Source organism: Salinisphaera sp. G21_0, from assembly GCF_017744115.1.
Lineage (GTDB): Bacteria > Pseudomonadota > Gammaproteobacteria > Pseudomonadales > Endozoicomonadaceae > Endozoicomonas.
Genome location: NZ_JAGHQW010000010.1, coordinates 27,815 through 49,111, shown reverse-complemented (window position 1 = coordinate 49,111; position 21,297 = coordinate 27,815). Strand labels below are relative to the sequence as shown.

The window sequence follows — 21,297 nt, the reverse complement described above, 5'->3', positions numbered from 1 at the left end:
ACCTAACCTCAAAGCAGGAAATATAAAGCCATCATGAGTGATCAACACTTCAATCTGGATCAATATCTGGAAGAGCTGAAGCCACTGATTAACGTCGATTGCGGAACCTGGACCCCCGCGGGTGTCAGCAAGGTTGCTGATATCATGACCGAAAAATACCAGGGCATCGGCTGGCAGGTTACCCGTCATACCTTTGATGAAAAAGTAGGCCCGGGCCTGCTGGCGACCAATAAGCCGGAAGCCGAAGAGTACGACATCATGCTGATCGGACACCTGGATACCGTTTTCCCGGAAGGCACGGTGGCCGAATGGTCCCTGACCCATGATGGTGAAAAAGCCTACGGCCCGGGCGTGGCTGATATGAAATCCGGCCAGCTCAATATGTTTAAGGCCATCAGCCAGCTGCCAGAAGACGTCGTTGGTCGTCTGAACATCTGCGTCTGTATGAATCCGGATGAAGAAATCGGCTCAATCTACTCCGGCGACTGGCTCAAGGGCATTGCCAGCAAAAGCCGTTATGTACTGGTGGCTGAAGCTGCCCGTGCTGATGGATCACTGGTTAAAGCCCGTAAAGGCATGGCCTCTTACCAGGTAGAGTTCAAGGGCAAAGCGGCGCACGCAGGCAATGAGCCCGAGAAAGGTATTTCTGCCATTACTGAGCTGGCGCACTGGATCACCACTCTGAACCGGGAAACCAACTTTGCAACTGGCACCACCCTGAACTTTGGTGTTGTTAAGGGTGGTTCTGCCGGTAACGTAGTACCTGACTATGCGTCCACGGTCCTGGATATCCGCTTCTGGGATAACGATGACTACGCCCGTCTGGAAAGTAAGATCCAGCACATGCTGGAAAACCCTTCACTGCCGGGCATTGATATCAAGCTGACCCGCGAAGCCCACAAGCCGGCCTTTACCCCGAATGAAGGCAGTGAAAAGCTGATGGCCCTGATTGAAAAAACCGGTCAGGATATGGGACTGAACATTACCTGGCAGGCAGTGGGTGGCGGTTCCGATGCCAACCTGACCGGCTCACTGGGCGTGCCCACGATTGATGGCCTCGGCCCGATTGGCGGTGCCATGCACAGCCGCAACGAGTTTCTGGTGCTGGACTCCATCGAGCCCCGCCTGAAACTGCTGCGCAATGTGCTGATCAACCTGGCGGAAACCATTGGCCGATAACATCAGAAGCCAATAAATCAGGGCTCATCAATAACCGGTGAGCCCACAAAAGTAAAAACAAAAGGAACTAACAGGCATATTTTCGGTCAAAGATTTCAATCTCATTAAATTATGTTTATTGCAATGGACCCTAAAAATACCAGTTTTCAAAACACATACTTCACTCCCCTTGCCTATAACCATCCTCTCTCTGCCACTCATGAACAGATGGAATATAACCAGTGGCTGGTAGGTCATACTCAATTACAGTTATACCACACGGGGTATCAGGTTGCGCCATCCAGCACATCCACCCCGGTTTTACAAAGACAAATGGCACTTAGAAGCCAGACGGAAAGTCATTTACCCCGTAATAAACCAACCTGTCTGCATGCTTTTTTAGAGAGCAGTGCAAATGAGCCCCCCGTCACATGGCTTAACAAGGAACAAGGTATTCTGAAAATAAATGACTGGTACCTGACAGAAGCTCAATGGAAGCAAGATCAACGTCTTAAAGGCGTCCTGAATCCCAGTGAATTACATAATGCTTTATGCCACTCAGAAGATATAACCGCCCTGTCTGGTCAGCAGTACAGACTCTCGTCGTATAAGGCCGACCTGGTTACCAAAAAGACAACTACCAAAGCATTGCGTCATCAGCATGCGCCCTACAATATACCTGAGCGACGTAAAGGGCCAGAACGATCCTTATCTACACACTCTTCGGGTACAGGACTGAACATAACCACACAGACTCAACATGAAATAGCAAGGTCACCACAGTTGTATGCCTGTACTTTTTTGGCAAGACAGGCAGATATTGGCCTATCTGTTCAATGGATTAATAAAGACCGGGGAACATTTAAAGTAATAAATACTGAGCAAGTGAAGAAAGAATGGAGTACACTTCAGCAGCAATTTAACGTAGTTAATGGCGAAACATTACAAGATGCCTTAATAAAAGAAATCAAGAATAATGATGTTGAATGTGTAGGGCTTACCGATTCATATGAAATCATTTTCCAACTTAAGTTCAAACACTACTCAGCTGATACCACCTCGTCAGTAAAGAATAACCAATCCATTGCACAATCCACTTCAAGGCAAGCTACTCCTATTACAACCCCACCTCAAATCACGATATCAACATTGGCAAATACAGGGTGCTCAACACCTGGTATGGCCCAGACCAGGAGCACACTCCCTGAGGCTCGAACAGACGCCAGGAAAACACCATTGAGTGCTCAGTCCGCCAAACAGGCTGATCCGATAAAGCCAACTTACAAAGCACCAACAACAAGAAGCTGCGAAGGCTGCCTGTCTTTTATTTTTTCAAATGCTGATGGGCAGCAAAGCTTTGCAACATGGCATGACAGAGCAGCGGGCGAGCTTATAATCGACATGAAAAAATTGACGACCAAATGGCTATCAACCAATCCATCCGGGTATCGTGAACGAACTGAGTTTGATTTTGTTGCCCGTTTTTTTGCAGTACAGAACTACTGGACCTACGATGAAAGCCGGAATATTTTTTCTTTGAATTTACGACATCCTATGGTCCTGAATGCGTTAAAAGTAACGACTCAGGAACCACTCTGGCAATCATCGTCCGTCCGGGCATCTGACCCATCGGATCTGGCCAGTCACAACAAGCCGTTATCTGCATCTGAAGCAGGAGCCAGTCATCAACCCCCGGTTACGGAAAAAACCAATCTTTTGGCGGCTCAGAAAAACCCGATGCTTGAGTGGATTAAGCAAGATGTGAATGAATACCATAAATTCACCGAATGGTATGATGTATCGAGAAATCAGCTCATACTTAATCCGATTGCGCTGCAAAAGTACTGGACTATCAACCTGAAATTTTTCAGTCTGGAAAATATTCCATCCAATGCAGCCCATCAAAGTATCTCTCAGTTGGTAGAAGAAGGCTTATGCCATTATGACCCTTGCACCAGACTTCTCACCTTAATTTAAATCCTTCGCCCCCGCTATTAATCGACAATATGATGATTAAAACCTCCGTCCTGATAGCTGAGTTACTGACTTCCAGGCTTATTTAATTTATTGTAAATCTCGACAGCCAGAAGATGCATTTCCGGCATGATTTGAAACATTAGCTGTAACTGTTGCAGCAATAAACGGGTTTCAGGCCGCTCATCGGTTAATTCTGCTATAGAAAGACCTCCACGACTTTGCACAGAGATCCCCATCAACTGTTTCTCCAACAATCGCAGATGGTTATCCATAAACTGATATTGTGCCAGCAGCCCTTCGTGAAAAGAGTCTCCAGCCAACAGCATCCGGTGTGCCCCCAGAGTGGAGATGTAACTCAGCATGGCATGGGAAAGGGTCAGGAAGCGAAAGCTCTCATCCTTTGCCCGCTGATAGCGGGCCGGTTCAGTCAGCATATTCATAATGGCGGCATTGAGCCGGGCATCCATATTGTGCGCATGACGACGCGAAAGGCGATAGGCCAATGTATCCCGTTTACCCGTCTGGTACTGCGCCATAACCTGAGCCAGATACTCTCTATGTCTGGCTATGGTCAATGCCATAATCCGATTCAGCCGCCTGGATTCCCAGTCAGGCAGAATAAACACAACCGCAGTGACGGCCAGCAGACAGCCCAGGAGGGTATCCCCCAGACGAGGCATAATCACAGCAAAGCCCAATCCCTGCTGATTAAAACAAAACAACACCAGCAAGGTAATAAACGCTGTGGCCAGATCATAGCGTACGGTACGAAATGCAAAAAACAGAATACCGCTGATCACCATCAGAACCAGCTGACCTTCCTGCCCCGGAAAAAGGTACAAAAGTGGTATGCCGGTCAGGAGCCCGGCAAGCGTACCAACGACCCTCTGGGCAAGTTTCTGCCGTGTAGCGCTGTAGCTCGGCTGACAGACAAACAGGATGGTCAGCAGAACCCAGTAACCGGGTTGCAGGTGCAACCCCAGAATGAGCCCGTAACCCAGTGTCAGCGACGTTGCCAGACGAAGGCCATGTCGGAATAGAGGGCTGTCCAGGCGACACTCATGCCAGATACACAGCAGGTGAGCCTTGATTCCCCTGGGGTTGGAATCAGCCAATATGCGCTCGTCGGCGGATATTTCTGAGTCCGGGTGTCCCACAGATGATATTTGTAATTCCACTGTCGTCAGGTTTTTCAGCAGATATTCCAGCTGAACCAGCAGAGATCGCCACTGAGGGTTTCCCTGTTGTTGCAGATATTTCAGCGACTGCTGCAGCTCATCAAGAACCGCTGCATTCTCGTTATCATGCAGATACTCTTGCCCCATGGCCAGAGAACGGGCTATGGCCCGGCATGCCTTGGCCTGAACTCGCAACATTTTCTGAAAGCGAAAAAGAATATCGCTGCGGGAAAAGTGCTCTGCCAGATCCTGATAGCGATAATGGGAGGAACTCACCCGTTCATGAATATCCTGGGCAAGAAAATATATGTGCAGGAAAGGCTGCGCGCTCACACTGTCCTGTCGGCGGACTCTCTGGAGCAAAGAAGCCTTGGCCTGGTTCAGGCCGTTAACAACACTGACATTTTTTCTGGCCAGCTCCAGGCGCAGAGGCTGAGGGTTCATATTGGTGACGGGATCAAACAGCTGACTTTTACTGTCAAGATAACCCGCCAGCTCTTTAAATATATTGGCCAGGGATTGCTGCACCGGGCGATTAGGCCAGAGAATATGCCAGACCAGAGACAGCAAACCATACCAGAGCGCACCACTGAGCAGCAGCAGCGGCTGCTCCCACAGGCTCTGGCTTGCCCCCGCACCCAGCATGGTGTAAACCGCCAGCAACAGCGAGGCAAAGGCCATACTGCTATACCTTGGCCCCATGGCACCGAGCATGGTAAATCCAAATGTCGAACTGCACAGCCCTGCAGCAAAAAGCAATGGATAATCAAACAGCAGCTCAATGGACAGTGATGCCAGCAGAAAACAGGCCAGCATCATGATCAGCGCTTTAATCCTTCCCCAGAGGTTGTCATCCACTTCAGCCAGGGCAGCGGCAATAACACCCAGAACCATGGGCGTGATGTCATCAGGTGATCCCCGATACCAGGCAGGCAGGGTAACGCCAGTCAGGGCAAAAAAGACTTTTACACTGTAATTAATCCGGTCGTTTGCCCAGTAATTGCGGAAAAAGTGGAAGATATCAGGGAAGAACATGATGGTGAGCTGGTTGCCGGACGATTGATCTAAAGTTTGTGAGCATACCCGAAAAAAGCGTTGAGACTAAGTAACGATGACCGTAACCCCAGAGCAACCACTTTTTGGCACGGGTTTTATGGCGCTTCACTCAGCAGCATCCAGCAAAAAACCGGGAAAAATCACTCAGCCCCTCACTAAAAAAACATAAAACACTAAAAATATGCCATCAGAAAAGAAAAATTATAGAAAAAACGCCTTATTTTCAGACTAAAAAACAACTAAATCATAAAAAACAGGAATTCATCCTGTTTTACTCTGGCCCTGTTTTTTTTTATTGACTGAACCCCGGTTTTACCAGAAATTAGCGCTGCAACGCCAGTTCCGCTCTCTTGTAGACCAGCCTCTGTGAACGATGGTTTGCAGATGTGGAACGGCTGTTTTCTATTTGTCTTGACTGGCATTCAGAGCAGGCAGAGATGGAAGAGTATCCAGACTTCGAAGAAGAATTTGAAAAAGCGGCCAAAGCTAAAAAGCGTTATCGCACCCGCCAGGCCGACTATGAGAAAAAACGGTCGAAAGCGGAGCTTCACCTTGAACGCAAACGGTTGCGGGAGTTACTCGGAGACGAGCACCTGGTCTTTGACCACTGGTAAACTGACCCCCGTTACTGATCAGGATCTCTCCTCTACCCAAGGGCTGCAGTTGGTCAGCCCGCTTTGATTTATATTGCTGTTGACAAGCGATTACCCGGATCTCTTTTGTGACGATGGAATAAGCGACCATGAGCAGAACACCCGGCTCATCGCCAACCATGACATGGCGACAAAGCCAGCAACAGTCGCATGCTCATAGCAAAAAACGAGTACTACTTTTATAACACAGTTTTATGTATCTGCTGGTCTGCGCATATTCAGTAAAAAGCGCTCTGGTAAGCCATACTTTTTCTCAGCCTTTTAATTTGAATCAGTCATGAACCAGGTTTTCAGCCAGAGCGCAGAATGACCTTTTATCAGGAATTACCCAATGCGAATTGCGCTACTTTCCCGTAACGAGCGGTTATACTCATCCCGCCGCATCATTGAGGCTGCAGAAGCCAGAGGTCATACGATCGATGTTATTGATATTTTGAGTTGCTACATGAATATCAATGACAAACACCCCAGTATTCATATGAAAGGGGTGGAGCTGCCTCATTATGATGCTGTGATTCCACGTATTGGTGCCTCCAACACCTTCTACGGGACTGCGGTTATTCGCCAGTTTGAAATGATGAACTGTTACTCACTGAATGAGTCCCTGGCCATTGCCCGCTCCCGTGACAAGTTACGGTCAATGCAACTGCTGTCGCGTAAAGGCGTGGGCTTGCCGGTTACCGGCTTTGCCAGTGGCCCGGGCGATATCCCTGACCTGATCGATATGGTTGGCGGTGCTCCCCTGGTGATCAAATTGCTGGAAGGCACCCAGGGTATTGGCGTGGTCCTTGCCGAGACCCGGAAAGCGGCAGAAAGTGTCCTGGAGGCATTTATGGGCCTGAAAGCCAATATTATGGTCCAGGAATACATCAAAGAGGCCGGTGGTGCGGATATTCGCTGTTTTGTCATTGGCGACAAAGTCATCGCCGCGATGAAACGTCAGGCTCCTGAAGGCGAGTTCCGCTCCAACATTCACCGGGGTGGCAGTGCCAGCCTGGTGAAACTGACCAAAGACGAGCGGGCTACCGCAGTAAAGGCGGCAAAAGCCATGGGGCTGAGGCTGGCTGGTGTGGATATTCTTCGCTCCAATCGCGGCCCCCTGGTGATGGAGGTCAACTCCTCTCCGGGGCTGGAAGGTATTGAGCGGGCAACAGCCAACGATGTAGCCAACTGCATTATCGAATACCTTGAAAATAACTATCGCCGCACCAGTAACACACGAATTACCGGATAAATCCACTTCACCAACCCACCATCACTCTGATTAAAAAAACACCCGAGTGATGCTTTTCAATCCCGGTCTCTTCCTTTCAGGCCTGATGACCGGGGCTGGAGTCTTCCATGGAAAGAGCACAACCCCTAGAGCTATTTGGCCATACCATTTTGCCAGGTACACGACAGCACCTTAATATCCCGGTCGTCCGACTCTACACCGACACGCCCATTGATCTTCGGATTGAGGTTATTCACGGTCGCAAAAAAGGCCCATGCCTGTTAGTGACGGCAGCCATTCATGGTGATGAACTCAATGGCGTGGAAATCTGCCGACAAATCCTCGGCTTTAAAAATCTGGCGAAAATCCATGGCACCCTGATTGTCATTCCCGTGGTTAATCAGCTCGGATTCATCCAGCAAATTCGTTACCTGCCTGATCGCAGAGACCTGAACCGTTGCTTCCCGGGATCCAGCAAAGGGTCTCTGGGCGGAAGGCTCGCCAACCTGATTACTACGGGCATTTTTCCACACGTTGACTACGCCCTGGACCTCCACACCGGAGCCATTCACAGAACCAACCTGCCACAGCTGAGAACCGACCTGACCAACGAGCAATGTCTTGGTCTGGCCAGAGCCTTTGGTGCGCCGGTAATCCTCCACTCATCCCTGAGAGATGGCTCTTTCCGCCATGCAGCCAATGAGTACAACATTCCGGCACTGGTTTATGAAGCCGGTGAAGCATTACGACTGGAACAGGCTTCCATCAAGCTGGGCTTCAAAGGCGTTATGCGTGTCATGCGTCATCTACATATGCTGCCCGGGAAACCCGCCAAAACACCGGCTATTCAGCCATGGGAGTGCAACCAGAGCCAGTGGCTGAGAAGCTCAAGGGATGGGTTGGTGTTACTTCATATCAAACAGGGTCACCTAGTCAAAGAAGGGGACACCATGATGACCATTGTGAATCCGTTTGACGCCAGTGACAGTGAAGGCATCACCGCACCGTTTGATGGCGTTGTTATTGGCCTTAGCCAGCTGCCACTGGCCAATGAGGGCGATGCACTGGTTCATCTTGCCAAAGTCAGCAGTACCCTGGCAGATACCGAGTATGACCAGGAAGTGATTGAAGAAGTGCTTGACCTGGGTGTTGCCCAGCTGCCGGTACCTGAAAATCACGAGTAAACCGTCATTTACCGCCTCAAAACCAGGTGCATCAACACAGCCCCGGCATATCTCAGAGTGGCAGAATAGGAATCAGCACCAGTCCTGGCCACGTGCAGAGCCCTTGTCTGAATAAAGGGATATGCTGGCGGTTTTATTGGCTGCCTCACTTGTGGCAAAGGCGATGTTGCTTTCAGCTGGCAATCAGGATTAGCAGTGGACAGATCATAACCAACGGCCGGACCTGTCGGCCACGTTCGGGCGGCAATACCGAAACCTGCAGGATTGCACCTGGGCAGAATATCAAAATTGGCAGGCATGATTAGCTGTAGTTCAGGCAGGCAGGAATCTTCAGTTTGTACCACTGAGCGCCAGGCCGGAACCGGCGTCAGCCTGTCATTTAACTGCAAGCTATTGTGGTTCAGTTTAAGCACCGGTTGCCAGCGTGCGGCATTGAGTTCCGCAAGGTATTTCTCTTTATAAACTATCCCGATGTAACAGGACTCTGCGTATATGTCCTCCATCGTCAGGTTGGAATGATCTTTATTCATCATTTCCATCACAAAGTTAATAGACAATTTACTTTGCCAGATTGAATCCATATCAACGCACCATTTGCCCCCGTGAACCTGAACCTCAGTAAATACGTAACCATAGCTTGCCATCTGGTCTGCCGAAGGCCATTTCGGAAATTTATCCAGTATGCAAATACCATCTTTGTTGTAATAAGAGCGCACTCTTAGATGGTGCTCAAAGGCTTGCGCATCCCGGAGTTCAGAGAAACCATGGAGCACGATAATATCCCGGTCGGACAGTTCCTTGATTTTTTCCGGCTTCAGGAATGATTCATGGGGTAATTGGTGTCTGAAAAGCAGTCGAGTGCCAGAGTTCAGCGGAGCAACTTTTCGTTTTCCTGAATCAAAAGAGACCAGGCAACAGCCAACATGGTCAACGGTTGCCTGTTCTATGAGATTGTTGCTGGCACCATCACTGGTAAAGGTCTTATGCCCGGAACCATGACGCCAGAATAAATCAGAAGACTGGTGATCCCGAAAAACATTTTTGTCATCGCCACCACCCCAAACTTCATGAAACATTGAGAAATGTGAAGAAATTGGTCCCATTAAAAAACTCCTCAATTTTCTTTCTCCGACTGCTCACCTTTAAAAGGTGTCAGACAGTTCAGGATTTGTCCCAGAATAACTTCATCATTATTCTCAGACTGGAAAAATGTCGCCGCCCGCTTCCCACCACAGCTGCGACCTGCCAATTTGGGTTCTGTTAATGTATTGGCAATGAACAGCGGACATCGTCCAGCACTGAATGATGTATATCAAAAAGCAGGAAGGTCTCACTTTGTATTAAGGTGCCATTGGGGTGACAACTATGTTCACATACACCGAAGGCAATTTTACTAATGTGTACTTTACCGCCGAAAAATCAGGTGCCGTAACACTTGCTCCAGCAAATTTCAGCGTGGCAAAATCGGAATCAGCAGAAGAGTCGGCCAGGTGCGAATCCTCCACAGGAGAAAACGGGTACGATTTGATTGGTTGCTTCACTTGCGGCACAAGCGATATTTCTTTCGACCGGAAAACAGGAATAGTAAAGGATGGATCACAAACAGCAACCGGCCCTGTTGGGGCGGCAAAACCTTCAGGATAGGACCTGGGCAGAATATCAAAATCGGCAGGCATGATCAGCTGCAGTTCGGGCAAGGAGGCGTCTTCAGTTTGTACCACGGAGCGCAAGGCCGAAACCGGCGTCAGCATGTTATTATTCTTCAAGCCTTTGTGGTTCAGTTGCAGAACCGGTTGCCTACGGGCGGCATTGAGTTCAGCAAGGTATTGCTGTTTATCAACATTCAGAGTAAACCTACAGGAATCTGAGTATATATCCTCAATTTTCAGGTCATCAGCATCCTGTCTTTTCATATCGTCTATCGCAAAGTTAGTCCACAATTTACTTTGCCAGATTGAATCCATATCCACGCACGCTTTGCCCTCGGGACCGTGAACCTGAATCTCAGAAAAAACGAAACCGTAACTTGCCATCTGGTCAGCCGAAGGCCATTTCGGGAATTCATCCAGTATGCAAGAGCCATCGTCGTTATAATAAGAGCGCACTCTCAGATGGTGCTCAAAGGCTTGCGCATCATGAAGTTCAGAGAAACCATGGAGCACAATAATGTTCCTGTCGGACAGTTCCTTGATTTTTTCCGGCTCCAGGAACGATTCATGGGGTAGTTGATGTCTGAAAAGCAGTCGAGTGTCAGGGTTCAGCGGAGCAACTTTTCGTTTTCCTGAATCAAAAGAGACCAGGCAACAACCAACATGGTCAACTGTTGCCTGTTCTATCAGACGGTTACTGGCACCATCAGTAGTAAAAGTCTTGTGTCCGGTACCATGACGCCAGAATAACTTGGAAGATTGGCGATCCCGAGCAACATTTTCGTCGTCGCCCCAGAATTCATGAAACATTGAGAAATGTGAAGAAATTGGACCCATTAAGAAAATCTCCTCAGGTTTCTTTCTATGTTTAAAAGGTGTCAGATAACTCACTGACCATACGATAATGAAATAGTTCCCTCCTTGATTCGCCTCTTACTGAACCCGGGCTCTCTCCGCCCCAGAGGCAACCTGCGAATTTGGAATAGTTAATGCGTTGCCAATGACCAACGAGTGGTTATCATCCAGCCAACAGGATGATGTAAATCGAAAAACAGGAAATTCTCACTATGCCCTCGGGTGCAAGGTGCAATTATTAGAGGTGAGGGTTCACGGCGATTTTGCTGATGGGGTACTTTACCGCCGCAAAATCATGCGCCTTAACACTGTCCCGGCAAATTTCAGAGTGGCAGAATGGGAATCAGCACCAGACCTGGCCACATGCAAAGTCCTTAACTGGGAAAAGGGATATGTCGACGGGTAAGATTTGACGGGTTGCCTCAAATGAGGCAGAAGCGATGTTCCTTTCGGTCGGAAAACAGGAACTGTAGAGGATGGATCATAACTAACAGCCGGGCCTGTCGGCCATGTTCGGGCAGCAATACCAAAACCTGAAGGATTGCAATGGGGCAAAATATCAAAATCGGCAGGCATGATTAACTGCAGTTCGGGCAGGCAAGAGTGTTCAGTTTGTACTACTGACCGCCAGGCCGGAACCGGCATTAGCCACTCTTTTTGCTGCAAGTTTCTGTAGTTCTGTTTAAGAACAGGTTGCCTGCGGGCATCATTGAGTTGAGGAAGATATTCCTGTTTTTCAATACAATATTTATCTCGCCGATAATATCCACCTCGCCACAAATATCCATCTCGCCAGGACTCTGAGGCTGCATCCTCAAGGGAATCTGTGTATATGTCCTCCACCGTCATGTGGGTACCATCCCATTGTTTCATATCTTCCATATCATAGCTACTATACACTTCAGGTTGCCAGATTGAATCCATATTAAGGTATGTTGCGCACCCGATGGACTGAATCCCGGCAAATACATAACCATAACTTGCCATTTGGTCTGCCGAAGGCCATTTCGGGAATTTATCCAATATGCAAATGCCATCTTCGTTATAATAAGAGCGCACTCTTAGATGGTGCTCAAAGGCCTGCGCATAATGAAGTTCAGAAAAACCATGGAGCACGATAATATCCCTGTCGGACAGTTCCTTGATTTTTCCCGGCTCCAGGAACGATTCATGGGGTAGTTGGTGTCTGAAAAGCAGTCGAGTGCCAGAGTTCAGTGGAGCAATTTTTCGCTTTCCTGAATCAAAAGAGACCAGGCAACAGCCTGGATGGTCAACTGTTACATCTTGTAAGAGGCTGTTACAGTAAAGATCAGTAGTAAAGGTCTGATGCCCGGTACCATGACGCCAGAATAACTCAGAAGACTTGCGATCTCGATATAAAGAACTATATTGACCCTCTTTGTCTTTCCAGACTTCACGGAACATTGAGAAACACGAAATGGGTCCCATCAGAAAACTCCTCAATTTTCTCTGGCCGTTCGCCATTTAAAAGTGATTGCTAGCTCAATGACCATACAATAATGAAAAAGTTTCATTTTTGACTTCGGGAGTACCTGACTTTCAGTACCGGGTGAGTGATGCCAACAGCCTCGACAACTGCAGAAACAACCGGAGTTTATCGCCATAATCCAGTTGCGCAGCCCGGGAATAACACCGGAATAATCGCCCGAGTGCCCTGGCAAAAAGTCCGTACCTGTACAATTATGCTTGTCGGCGCGGGTTTTATCGCTGCAGCGATCGCGTCCGGTGGTGCTTTTATACCTACCGCAGTTTTTACCACTGTTGGGCTTATTTGCCTGGCAACTGCACTTTGTCAAACCCTTAACCCATCGTCATTAACTCAGCGTAATATTGCGCAGCTTTCGCCAACACCGACAGCAGGCTCACCGGCTCAGGCTGAATCACTTCTTCCCGGTTCACAGGGCTTTGCAGCCAGTAATGACCGCCAGTCCGCTACCCAGCCCATCCGGACAGTCATCACCGGGAACAGCACAGAACTGCCTGCCATTACCGAAACTCTGCAGGACATCCTGAAGGCCCTTGGATCGGTTACGCAAACGTTTCCCAATTTCTCCCGGTTCTGCTCCGCAGAGGTCTCCAAACGTTTCCTGGAGCTGCGCAAAAGATCCAGAGATGTTCCCTTTGAGCAAAATCTCAATGGTGGGGCCTGTGCCAGGGCCAGTGCCGCTAACTTCCGAAATTATGCCCTCTCCAAGCACAGCAATATAAGCTGTCACGAGGCATACTGCGCCATGCCTGGCCAGGCATACCATGCCAACTACATCGACATGCATTACGGTCGTTTCATTGCGGCACAGGGGGCCGTCAACAGAACCCATAACCGTTTCCTGCAGCTGCTGGCAGTGAACGATACGGCCATCTCCGTTGCCCTGGTCACTGAGAATGAACTCAAGAGGCCTGATAACACCCGCATTGGACCAACCGACATTGATCAGCCGAAAACCATTCCTGCACTGGAAATCACCACAACAACAGGAACGGAGACATTGCCTTCCGTATCAGTAAGCCTGGTCGGTTCAATTGATCTGCCAGATATGAAGCTGAGGATTGACCAGCTGGAAATTAATGGCAAACCGCACTTTCGCATCAATGAAATGGGGTGGGTTGATGGAACAGCCAACAATCCGGTGAGGCTGGCAGCCATCACGATGATTGCCGAAACCTTGAGAAAACACCCGGCAGTGCTGGAGCGGGCAAATAATCCGATGGTGGTTAACTGTCACGCAGGGGTAGGCCGGACCGGTACATTTATTGTTGCCAGCGACATCATTCGCCACTACGGGCAAAATCCACAAGAGGACCCACTGGATATAGACAGTAAGATTCTTGCCGCCAGACAGCGCAGATCATTGAAGTTTGTGCAAAACTCCCTCCAATACCAGAACCTGGTCACATTGCAAGAGAACCGAAACGCCATACTACAGGCTATGTTTGAGGCAGGGTTATGCAAACCTCCCCCCTGAAAGGTTCACGCCTGACGAGTCAATCCGCAGGTTGCCCCACGGATAAACCACCAGGAGGCTCGCGGTTAAACGGACACAGCCGCTTTAATATGGGGATGTGCTTGATAATTCACCAGCTCAAAGTCATCAATGGAAAACTCAAACAGATCACGAATGGCCGGATTTAACTTCATCTGAGGTCGCTGGTAAGGTGTGCGGCTTAACTGCTCTTCTGCCTGTTCAAGATGATTCGCGTACAGGTGAGCATCACCAAAGGTATGAACAAAATCACCGGGCTCCAGGTCACAGACCTGGGCAATCATCATCGTCAACAGCGCATAGGAAGCAATATTAAAAGGCACTCCCAGAAAGATGTCAGCGCTGCGTTGATACAACTGGCAGGACAACTTGCCATCCAAAACATAAAACTGAAAGAGGCAGTGGCACGGTGGTAACGCCTGACGCCCCATAGCGGCATTGTCTTTTGGTGAGTAGGCGACATCCGGAAGTACCGATGGATTCCAGGCGTTGATCACCATGCGTCTTGAATCCGGGTTGGTTTTGATCTCATTCAATAGCCACTGAATCTGGTCGACCACTTCACCATTGGCCCCTTCCCAGCTGCGCCACTGTTTGCCATAAACCGGGCCGAGATCACCGTCGTCGGTTGCCCACTCATTCCAGATCCGGACACCGTTTTCCTGCAGGTAGCCGATATTGGTATCCCCTTTGAGGAACCACAATAATTCATGAATGATTGAATTCAGGTGACACTTTTTGGTGGTCACCAGTGGAAAGCCCCGGGAAAGATCAAACCGCATCTGATAGCCAAACACACTGTAGGTACCCGTGCCGGTCCGATCCGCTTTGAACGTGCCATGGTCTTTTACATGGCGCAGGAGGTCCAGATATTCTTTCATCGTTTTTTCGATCCACTATGTTTTTGCTTAAGCTCTGGGCAGTTTCTTTGCTTCGGGCTGTTATTCACCCTGGTCTTTGCCAGCCAGGTGGCGTCATCACTATTCATGCCATTTACCAGTGCATGGTGACGATAACCCCAAACCATAAACACTATACCCATAACGACCATCGGCAAAGACAACAGCTGCCCCATGGTCAGCCAGTCGAAGGCGATGAAACCAAGCTGGGCATCCGGCTCCCGGACAAACTCAACGGCAAACCTTGCCAGCCCATAGATCAGCAGGAACAGTCCGGAAATGGCCATTCTTGGCCTGGGCTTTGCTGAAAACCACCACAGCATGCCAAACAGCACGAGCCCTTCCAGGAAGAACTGATAAAGCTGGGAAGGGTGTCTTGCCATTTGACCGGGATCGGTGGGAAACACCATGGCCCAGGGCACATCGGAGGCCCTGCCCCAAAGCTCGCCGCCAATAAAGTTTCCTATTCGGCCAAGGCCCAGCCCCAAAGGTACCAGTGGGGCAATAAAGTCCGTCACCTGAAAAAAGCGTTTACCCTGAGAACGACCATAGAGCCACATGGCCACAAGCACCCCAAGCAGGCCACCGTGAAAGGACATGCCGCCATCCCACACTTTGAACAGCCAGAGCGGGTCTCTGACAAAATAGTCAAAGTGATAGAAGATGACATACCCGAATCGTCCGCCCAGGATAACCCCGACAGCCCCATAGAAAACCAGGTCACTGACCTGTTCCGGACGCCACAGGCCACCGGATCTCCGGGCACGAAGACCACCCAGCCAGAGCGCCAGTGCGAAGCCTGCGAGGTACATCAGGCCATACCAGTGCACACTCAAGGGGCCAAGGCTGAACGCCACGGGATCTATCTCAGGATACGCAATCACAAACCAGTTCCGATCAGTAAAATACAATTCAAGTGTACCAAGGTAACTGGCTTCTGAGCCAGCCGGAAACAGGATAGATTAACGCCAGATAGCGATGATACTTCCCTGCTGGAGAAGGCCGGAATAAATAAACATGGATCGAAATAACGATAAAAGACTATCTGGACTTCCGGTGTCAAAAGATCATGGCAATTTCAAAGCGGTTCAGACCGGCACAGACACCTACAGTGTGTTTGGCTATCAAATACTCATGACGATTGTTCTTCACCCTCTGGTATGAAAGATTTGCCACGGAGGCACGGAGACACAGAGGTAAAACTTTATCTTGTCTCCGTGCCTCTGTGTCTCCGTGGCAATTTTTCTTTCACGGCAAAAGAAAAGTCGTTGATGTCTTCGCCCATAAACCTGTCTTAATGGCGGGTTAATTTTGAAAATATACTGTCGTCCAGCTGTTTGGCCTGGGTGCCATCCAGTTTATAGCCAGGCAGGCCGGTATTTTTCATCTGAATCATTATATGGCCACCGTAGACCATAAACTGCTCCGTAAGACCGGTAGTACCACAGGTCGACATCGACTGTTCAACTGCTTCAGAGAGCCCGGTTCGATCTTTATTGCTTTTGCAACCGGTGAAAAGGTCCATTCCCATAATGGCGGATAGCTCTCTTAATTTTCCGGAGAAATAAAAGGGGCCTGATTGTTCGGCAACCTGTTGCAGGCCGCCAGGTGTGTTGTACAGCGCCCATAAATCATCAGCCAGCTCCTTTGCCCTGTACTGGTTGCTGGCGGATAGTACTGGCAGCTTTTTTCCCAGTAAGCCGCCGTACTGATGGTTTGAACCGACTAATTGTTGCAGTGCAGCGCCATTGACCTCCATCACCGTTTTCCAGGTGTTGGCATTAGCCATCAGTATTTTGCCAGACAATGATTTTTGCCTGTCTGCCAGGGCCAGTTTATTGCAGGGTGCAACCAGCATGATGGGCCGTGGCCTGATTTTCACGGCAGCGGACCTGCCATCAGCGTAATGGATGGTTAGCGTGCGCTCTTTATTGGACATTTCCATTAACTTTTCGTGCAGCTTTTCAGTCCATTCTTTTTCATTTTCAAGGCCTGCGGCTCTGGCAATACGGCTATCGCGGATATGATCCGGGCTCAGCAAATTCAGGTACAGGCAATCCAGCTGAATGGGTTGGTGATCGGGATTTTCCATGGCATTTTGTAACGCCGGTTTGTGGTTGTGAAGCAGAAGGGCGGTAAAGATTTCATCGAGGCGCTGATCGGTTATGCGATCTACATTCTCTCCTTTTTCCTTGTAGGCATAAGGGCAGCCGACCCGGATATGCCTGGCCGTCTCCTGACCATCAACTTGCATGGTATAGGCCAGCATATTTATTGCATGAGGCGAGTTCCGCTCCATTGAAAGAGCCAATTTGTCATGATAGCCATTTGCGAAAGGGTCTCTGTTTTCAGCATCAGCAGTGTCAGCACGGTCATCGTGGAGACGCATGGACGCTGCCGGAGTGTATTCAAGAGTGACCTGGTGCCATCGATCATGCTGATAAATATGAAGTCGACTGCTGAACGACTCGCTATCCTCTGCCAGAACCTTCATAAGTTCCTGTTCAAATAGATCGGCATTGAATCGTTTCTTTAGCTGCTTGTGCAGTCCGGTGAGTTCTTGAATGGCGTCAGGAACGCACTGAGCCATCTTGCCGGTACTGGTCAGTGCGATTGCCCTTTTACTATCGATAATTGCAGCGATTTCCCCGTCAGCCTTTTTCTTTGCAGACTGCGTGTTGGATAACCGCCTGACCACTTCGGCATAGATATCCACCTGTCTAAGATATTGCTCGCCGCCTCTGAAATCGTATTTGGCGGCATCCCGTATATATCTTTTCAAGCCCGCTATATCATCTTCAATAGCGCCGGTCATTGCTATCAGTCTTGCGCTGAGATGTTCGCTGCCACTGCCAACCAGCTGCCTTGCCTGTTGCAGTGGGCCGCCCTCAATGTATGGCCAGTGTGGCGCTATCCACCCCATATCCGGACCATTTTCCAACAATGAGCGTTGCGTCGAGCGGATGAATGACTGTACTTTTTTCCGGTGTGCCGTTAACTGGTCAGCCAGCTTTTCTATTTTCTCCGGGGTATTTATGGTTGTGATGGCAAGCTCTGCCTCCGGTGTGGATCGGCTTTGCACATCAGCAGGAGATGGTTTGCAGCTATCGGTTGTGATGCATATTGGTGGTTTTTTTATTTCGTTTAGTCTCGATATAAACGGTTCAGGGTTATTGACCCTGGGGAGTAGCTGATTGATATTTTCCAGAATTTCTTTTTTTCTGGAGGGAGGGGGTAGCTCTCTCTGCTGGCTGGCTCTTGAATCTTTTATGTCTTCAGTAAGCTGGATCGCTGTGCTAATCAGTGGTTGCAGGTTATCTATAATCTTTAGTCGGCTGTTGACAGGAATTAAACAGAATGTATCACCTGATGGCATTGTCAGGGTGATTGTTAAATCTTTAGGCAAATTAAGATTTAAGACTAAATTTTTATAACTACATAGAGCTTTTTTGTTGGAGAGATCATTATTCAGATCACCATTGTTTATGGACTCCATTAATGATTTCAGTGCTCTATCAGACTCACTGATATAGTGATTTTCTGAATTTTCCCGATGAATTTTCGCAAGCTCTCCATCCGTTGAGAGCAGTTCTTCCAATTCCTGCTCTGGTACTGGACAGTTTTTTTCATCCATAAGGGGGCTTGTACTAACTGGCTTTATTGTTTCAAAGCTTGTGATCGCTTTTGCTCCCTGCGTCCCATCATCTGCCTGTATGCCGGGCTCTTTCAGACTGACAGGTGATACATCTTTTTGGTATTTTTTTTTAGCTATTTTATTTTCAGGTGGAAGAAAATCATGGGTCAAGCTAATGAAGCCAGGCTTGTTGGGTTCAATGGGGGGGGCCATGGGTAATCCTTTTTAGCTAAAAACCGCAAAGTTCAAAAATTCAATCTCAATACTGAATGTCTGGTATATCGCCATTTTTAACACCAGCTGAACCCTGTTTCCTTCCAGCTTTACAAGCCTGATCCGCTGGCTGCCAAAAAAGAGCAGTTAAGTTTTCAAGTGTTTGGAGTTTTCGCTCAGTCAAAATTTTAAAAAAATGTGCTGGTTATAGTATTGGTATAAGCTCCTTTTTTTGTCGTTTCGGTTGTGTGGATTTGGCAGTTTAGGTGTTAGTTAACGGGCTATTTGATGACTCCATTGTAGTTCTACTGTTTGTTGGAACTGCATCGATTGCTGAAACATTATCGGTTGCTGAAACAGCATCGGGCAAATATCTGTCAATTTCATCTCCGTGGGATTCAACTCCAGTTCTGATACCTTCCAGATTATCTGCCAACATCTCTATATCCGAAAATTGCTCCTCGCTCAGCCTCTTCTTTAAAAAGCCACGCACTGTTAAACCGGGTACAAAGGGGTGATCAATATTAGCACCCAGATTGATTAGTTGATTTATAAACTGAAGGCTTGTTGAATCAAAATCTAGCTGCATGGCAATATGGCATAATGCGGTAAAACCTCTATTGGAGTCCTTGGCATCAACGCAAAGTTTATGACAATCTAATAAACGTCGAATTGTCATTTCGTAGGGATTACGAGTACGGGGATACTCTTTTTTCCATTTCTTGTAACTGCAAATGGCTATTTGCAGAGGTGTTTTTCCTTCGAGGCCGAGAGCATTGACATCTTCTTTTTTTATTAACTTCTTGATAACATACTCACCACCATTGTGAATAGCATAAATAAGTGGCGTTTCATTGTTGACTTTTAAATTATCAATGCCTAGCCGATATATCATTATGTCCAGCAGTTTTGATTGGTCAGCTTGGATAATCGACATTAATAATTTTTCTTTGTCGTTACCTTTAAGATCACTAGCCTTGAGTGCCTGCATCTTTTCTATTAATTTTTCAAGACCTGAACCCCAATTGGAGTGATGTTTACTTAGGCTGCCAATCGATTGTATTAACGACAACAGGTCAATTCTGATATCTTCCGGATTATCTGCCAATGTCTCTATATCAGAAAAATACTTCTTCTTTAACCTCTGCTGTAAAAAGCTACGTACTGTTACACCGTTCTCAATGGGCTGATCAATATTAGCACCCTGGGTAATTAGTTTATTCATTAACTGAATAGTTGATAAAGTAAGCTTTGGCCACAAGGCAATATGGCATAATGCGGTAAGACCTTTAGAGTCCTTGGCATCAACGCAGAGTTTATGATAATCCAAAATCCATTGAATTATCTCTTCGAAGGGGTTATCAAATTCTAAGGGATTCTTGTCCTTCCAATTCTTGTAACAGTCAATGGCTATTTGGAGCGGTGTTTTTCCTTCTAGACCGAGGGCATTGACATCTCCATTTTCTATTAATTTCTTGATAACAAGCTCGTTGCAACCATTCTGAATGACATAAATAAGTGGTATTTCATTGTTGATTTTTAAATTATTAATCCCTAATCGATTTATCATTATTTCCAGCAGGTCTGATTCGTTGAATTTGATGATCAACCTTAATAATTTTTCTTTGTACTTATCTTTCAGGCCACTAGCCTTGAGTGCCAGCATCTCTTTTATTATTTTATCTTCAGCTCCGAACTCACCTGTATAGCGAAGTTTTTTTAAGTTGGCAATCGATAGTAACAACGGGTCATCATATAATTCCTGCCTGATACCATTTCCGACCACCTTGGCAAGATGAAATCCTTTATTTAAAATGTAGGAATATAGATCGCTATCCTTACGAGATTTATCAGGATGAAAATATCTTGTCAACACTCCAATAATATGCGCCATATTTGAATCGTCTGTATTTGGATCAATCTTTAACATGCTGACTAACAGAAACCTGAATATTTTTTTTTCATTATCAGTTATTAGATCATCGTTCTCATATTTCTCTAGAATTGATTCCAGGAAGTTACCGACACCTTCAAGACTCCTTAAAGATTCTTTTGAATGTATCACCTTCGAATTCTGCTTTCCTGCCTTTATCGCCTTTAACGCCTCCAGCACATCATGTGCATCAAGCTTCTCCGGCTCCTCCAGAGCGACTTGTATTTCTTTTGAATCGGCAATATTACTCAATATATTTCTACAGAAATTTTCGGCATGCCTGTTTAATTTATCAAAAAATTCACGGTCTTTAGCAAGAGCTGGTAATACATGAATAATTTCAATATTTCTTTCATTGACAGGTGTGTCATGCAGCCTTTTATCGTGATGGGAAAGACCCTCCTGTTTATAAACTTCCATGAGTTTACTTTTAAAATCGGGTCCCACAGATCTTCCAGTACCGGCATGTATCAGGCCATTTCTGCCATTGGGGTCAAACAGGTAATTTGAAATAAAATCAAGATTTACGTTGTTCATAGTAGTTTAACGGACTTAAATTTTGAGTAATTAATTTTTAGACTTCTGCTGCCACTGAAAGTTCAATCAAGAGAAGTTTTGGGCCAATCCGTTAAAATCCGATCCCGACAAATTGGGTGGGAAGTCAGATCCTTGTTAAGTCGCTAACTGCCAAAC

General features: G+C 47.5%; 15 protein-coding genes. 7 read left to right on the top strand and 8 right to left on the bottom strand.

What is annotated here, in order from left to right:
- The first annotated feature begins 33 nt into the window (after positions 1-33).
- Positions 34-1,179 carry a M20 family metallopeptidase gene (locus J7439_RS06755; protein WP_209201070.1) on the top strand — a complete coding sequence of 382 codons (1,146 nt, stop codon included), beginning with the start codon at positions 34-36 and terminating at the stop codon, positions 1,177-1,179.
- Positions 1,180-1,290: 111 nt separating this feature from the next.
- A complete protein-coding gene (locus J7439_RS06750; protein ID WP_209201069.1) occupies positions 1,291-3,135 on the top strand; it encodes a hypothetical protein in 1,845 nt (614 codons plus the stop codon).
- A 62-nt stretch (positions 3,136-3,197) separates the two neighbouring features.
- Here J7439_RS06750 and yccS read toward each other — a convergent pair whose 3' ends face one another.
- On the bottom strand, positions 3,198-5,348 hold the full coding sequence (gene yccS, locus J7439_RS06745; protein WP_209201068.1) for a YccS family putative transporter: 2,151 nt from the start codon (positions 5,346-5,348) through the stop codon (positions 3,198-3,200).
- Positions 5,349-5,755: 407 nt separating this feature from the next.
- Between yccS and J7439_RS06740 the strand changes: the two genes are divergently transcribed.
- From J7439_RS06740 to J7439_RS06730, 3 genes are all read left to right on the top strand, one after another.
- Entirely contained in the window at positions 5,756-5,983 is a 228-nt protein-coding gene (locus tag J7439_RS06740; protein WP_209201067.1) for a hypothetical protein, read from the top strand.
- Positions 5,984-6,353: 370 nt separating this feature from the next.
- Positions 6,354-7,256 (top strand): 30S ribosomal protein S6--L-glutamate ligase, encoded by a 903-nt coding sequence (gene rimK, locus J7439_RS06735; protein ID WP_101747669.1) that lies wholly within the window; start codon positions 6,354-6,356, stop codon positions 7,254-7,256.
- Between the two features lie 107 nt (positions 7,257-7,363).
- Complete coding sequence (locus J7439_RS06730) at positions 7,364-8,419, top strand: succinylglutamate desuccinylase/aspartoacylase family protein (RefSeq protein WP_209201066.1); 1,056 nt, start codon at positions 7,364-7,366, stop codon at positions 8,417-8,419.
- A gap of 8 nt (positions 8,420-8,427) precedes the next feature.
- Here J7439_RS06730 and J7439_RS06725 read toward each other — a convergent pair whose 3' ends face one another.
- The 3 genes from J7439_RS06725 to J7439_RS06715 all read right to left on the bottom strand — a co-directional run bounded on the left by J7439_RS06725 (position 8,428) and on the right by J7439_RS06715 (position 12,372).
- Positions 8,428-9,522 carry a hypothetical protein gene (locus tag J7439_RS06725; RefSeq protein WP_209201065.1) on the bottom strand — a complete coding sequence of 365 codons (1,095 nt, stop codon included), beginning with the start codon at positions 9,520-9,522 and terminating at the stop codon, positions 8,428-8,430.
- 237 nt (positions 9,523-9,759) lie between these two features.
- On the bottom strand, positions 9,760-10,905 hold the full coding sequence (locus J7439_RS06720; RefSeq protein ID WP_209201064.1) for a hypothetical protein: 1,146 nt from the start codon (positions 10,903-10,905) through the stop codon (positions 9,760-9,762).
- Positions 10,906-11,202: 297 nt separating this feature from the next.
- Entirely contained in the window at positions 11,203-12,372 is a 1,170-nt protein-coding gene (locus J7439_RS06715; protein ID WP_209201063.1) for a hypothetical protein, read from the bottom strand.
- Positions 12,373-12,626: 254 nt separating this feature from the next.
- Between J7439_RS06715 and J7439_RS06710 the strand changes: the two genes are divergently transcribed.
- Positions 12,627-13,907 carry a protein-tyrosine phosphatase family protein gene (locus tag J7439_RS06710; RefSeq protein ID WP_209201062.1) on the top strand — a complete coding sequence of 427 codons (1,281 nt, stop codon included), beginning with the start codon at positions 12,627-12,629 and terminating at the stop codon, positions 13,905-13,907.
- Between the two features lie 65 nt (positions 13,908-13,972).
- Here the strand turns inward: J7439_RS06710 and J7439_RS06705 are convergent, their stop codons facing one another.
- Together J7439_RS06705 and lgt are read right to left on the bottom strand one after the other, a co-directional pair.
- Entirely contained in the window at positions 13,973-14,806 is an 834-nt protein-coding gene (locus J7439_RS06705) for a thymidylate synthase (protein ID WP_209201061.1), read from the bottom strand.
- Positions 14,803-15,708, bottom strand: a complete 906-nt coding sequence (gene lgt, locus J7439_RS06700) for a prolipoprotein diacylglyceryl transferase (RefSeq protein WP_209201060.1) — start codon at positions 15,706-15,708, stop codon at positions 14,803-14,805. The genes J7439_RS06705 and lgt overlap by 4 nt, the downstream gene beginning before the upstream one ends.
- 133 nt (positions 15,709-15,841) lie before the next feature.
- Between lgt and J7439_RS06695 the strand changes: the two genes are divergently transcribed.
- Positions 15,842-15,988, top strand: a complete 147-nt coding sequence (locus J7439_RS06695; protein ID WP_209201059.1) for a hypothetical protein — start codon at positions 15,842-15,844, stop codon at positions 15,986-15,988.
- A 130-nt stretch (positions 15,989-16,118) separates the two neighbouring features.
- Here J7439_RS06695 and J7439_RS06690 read toward each other — a convergent pair whose 3' ends face one another.
- Positions 16,119-18,671: an inositol phosphate phosphatase SopB gene (locus J7439_RS06690; protein WP_209201058.1), complete on the bottom strand. Its 2,553-nt coding sequence runs from the start codon at positions 18,669-18,671 to the stop codon at positions 16,119-16,121.
- Positions 18,672-18,933: 262 nt separating this feature from the next.
- Positions 18,934-21,141 carry an ankyrin repeat domain-containing protein gene (locus tag J7439_RS06685; protein WP_209201057.1) on the bottom strand — a complete coding sequence of 736 codons (2,208 nt, stop codon included), beginning with the start codon at positions 21,139-21,141 and terminating at the stop codon, positions 18,934-18,936.
- Between the last annotated feature and the right edge of the window lie 156 nt (positions 21,142-21,297).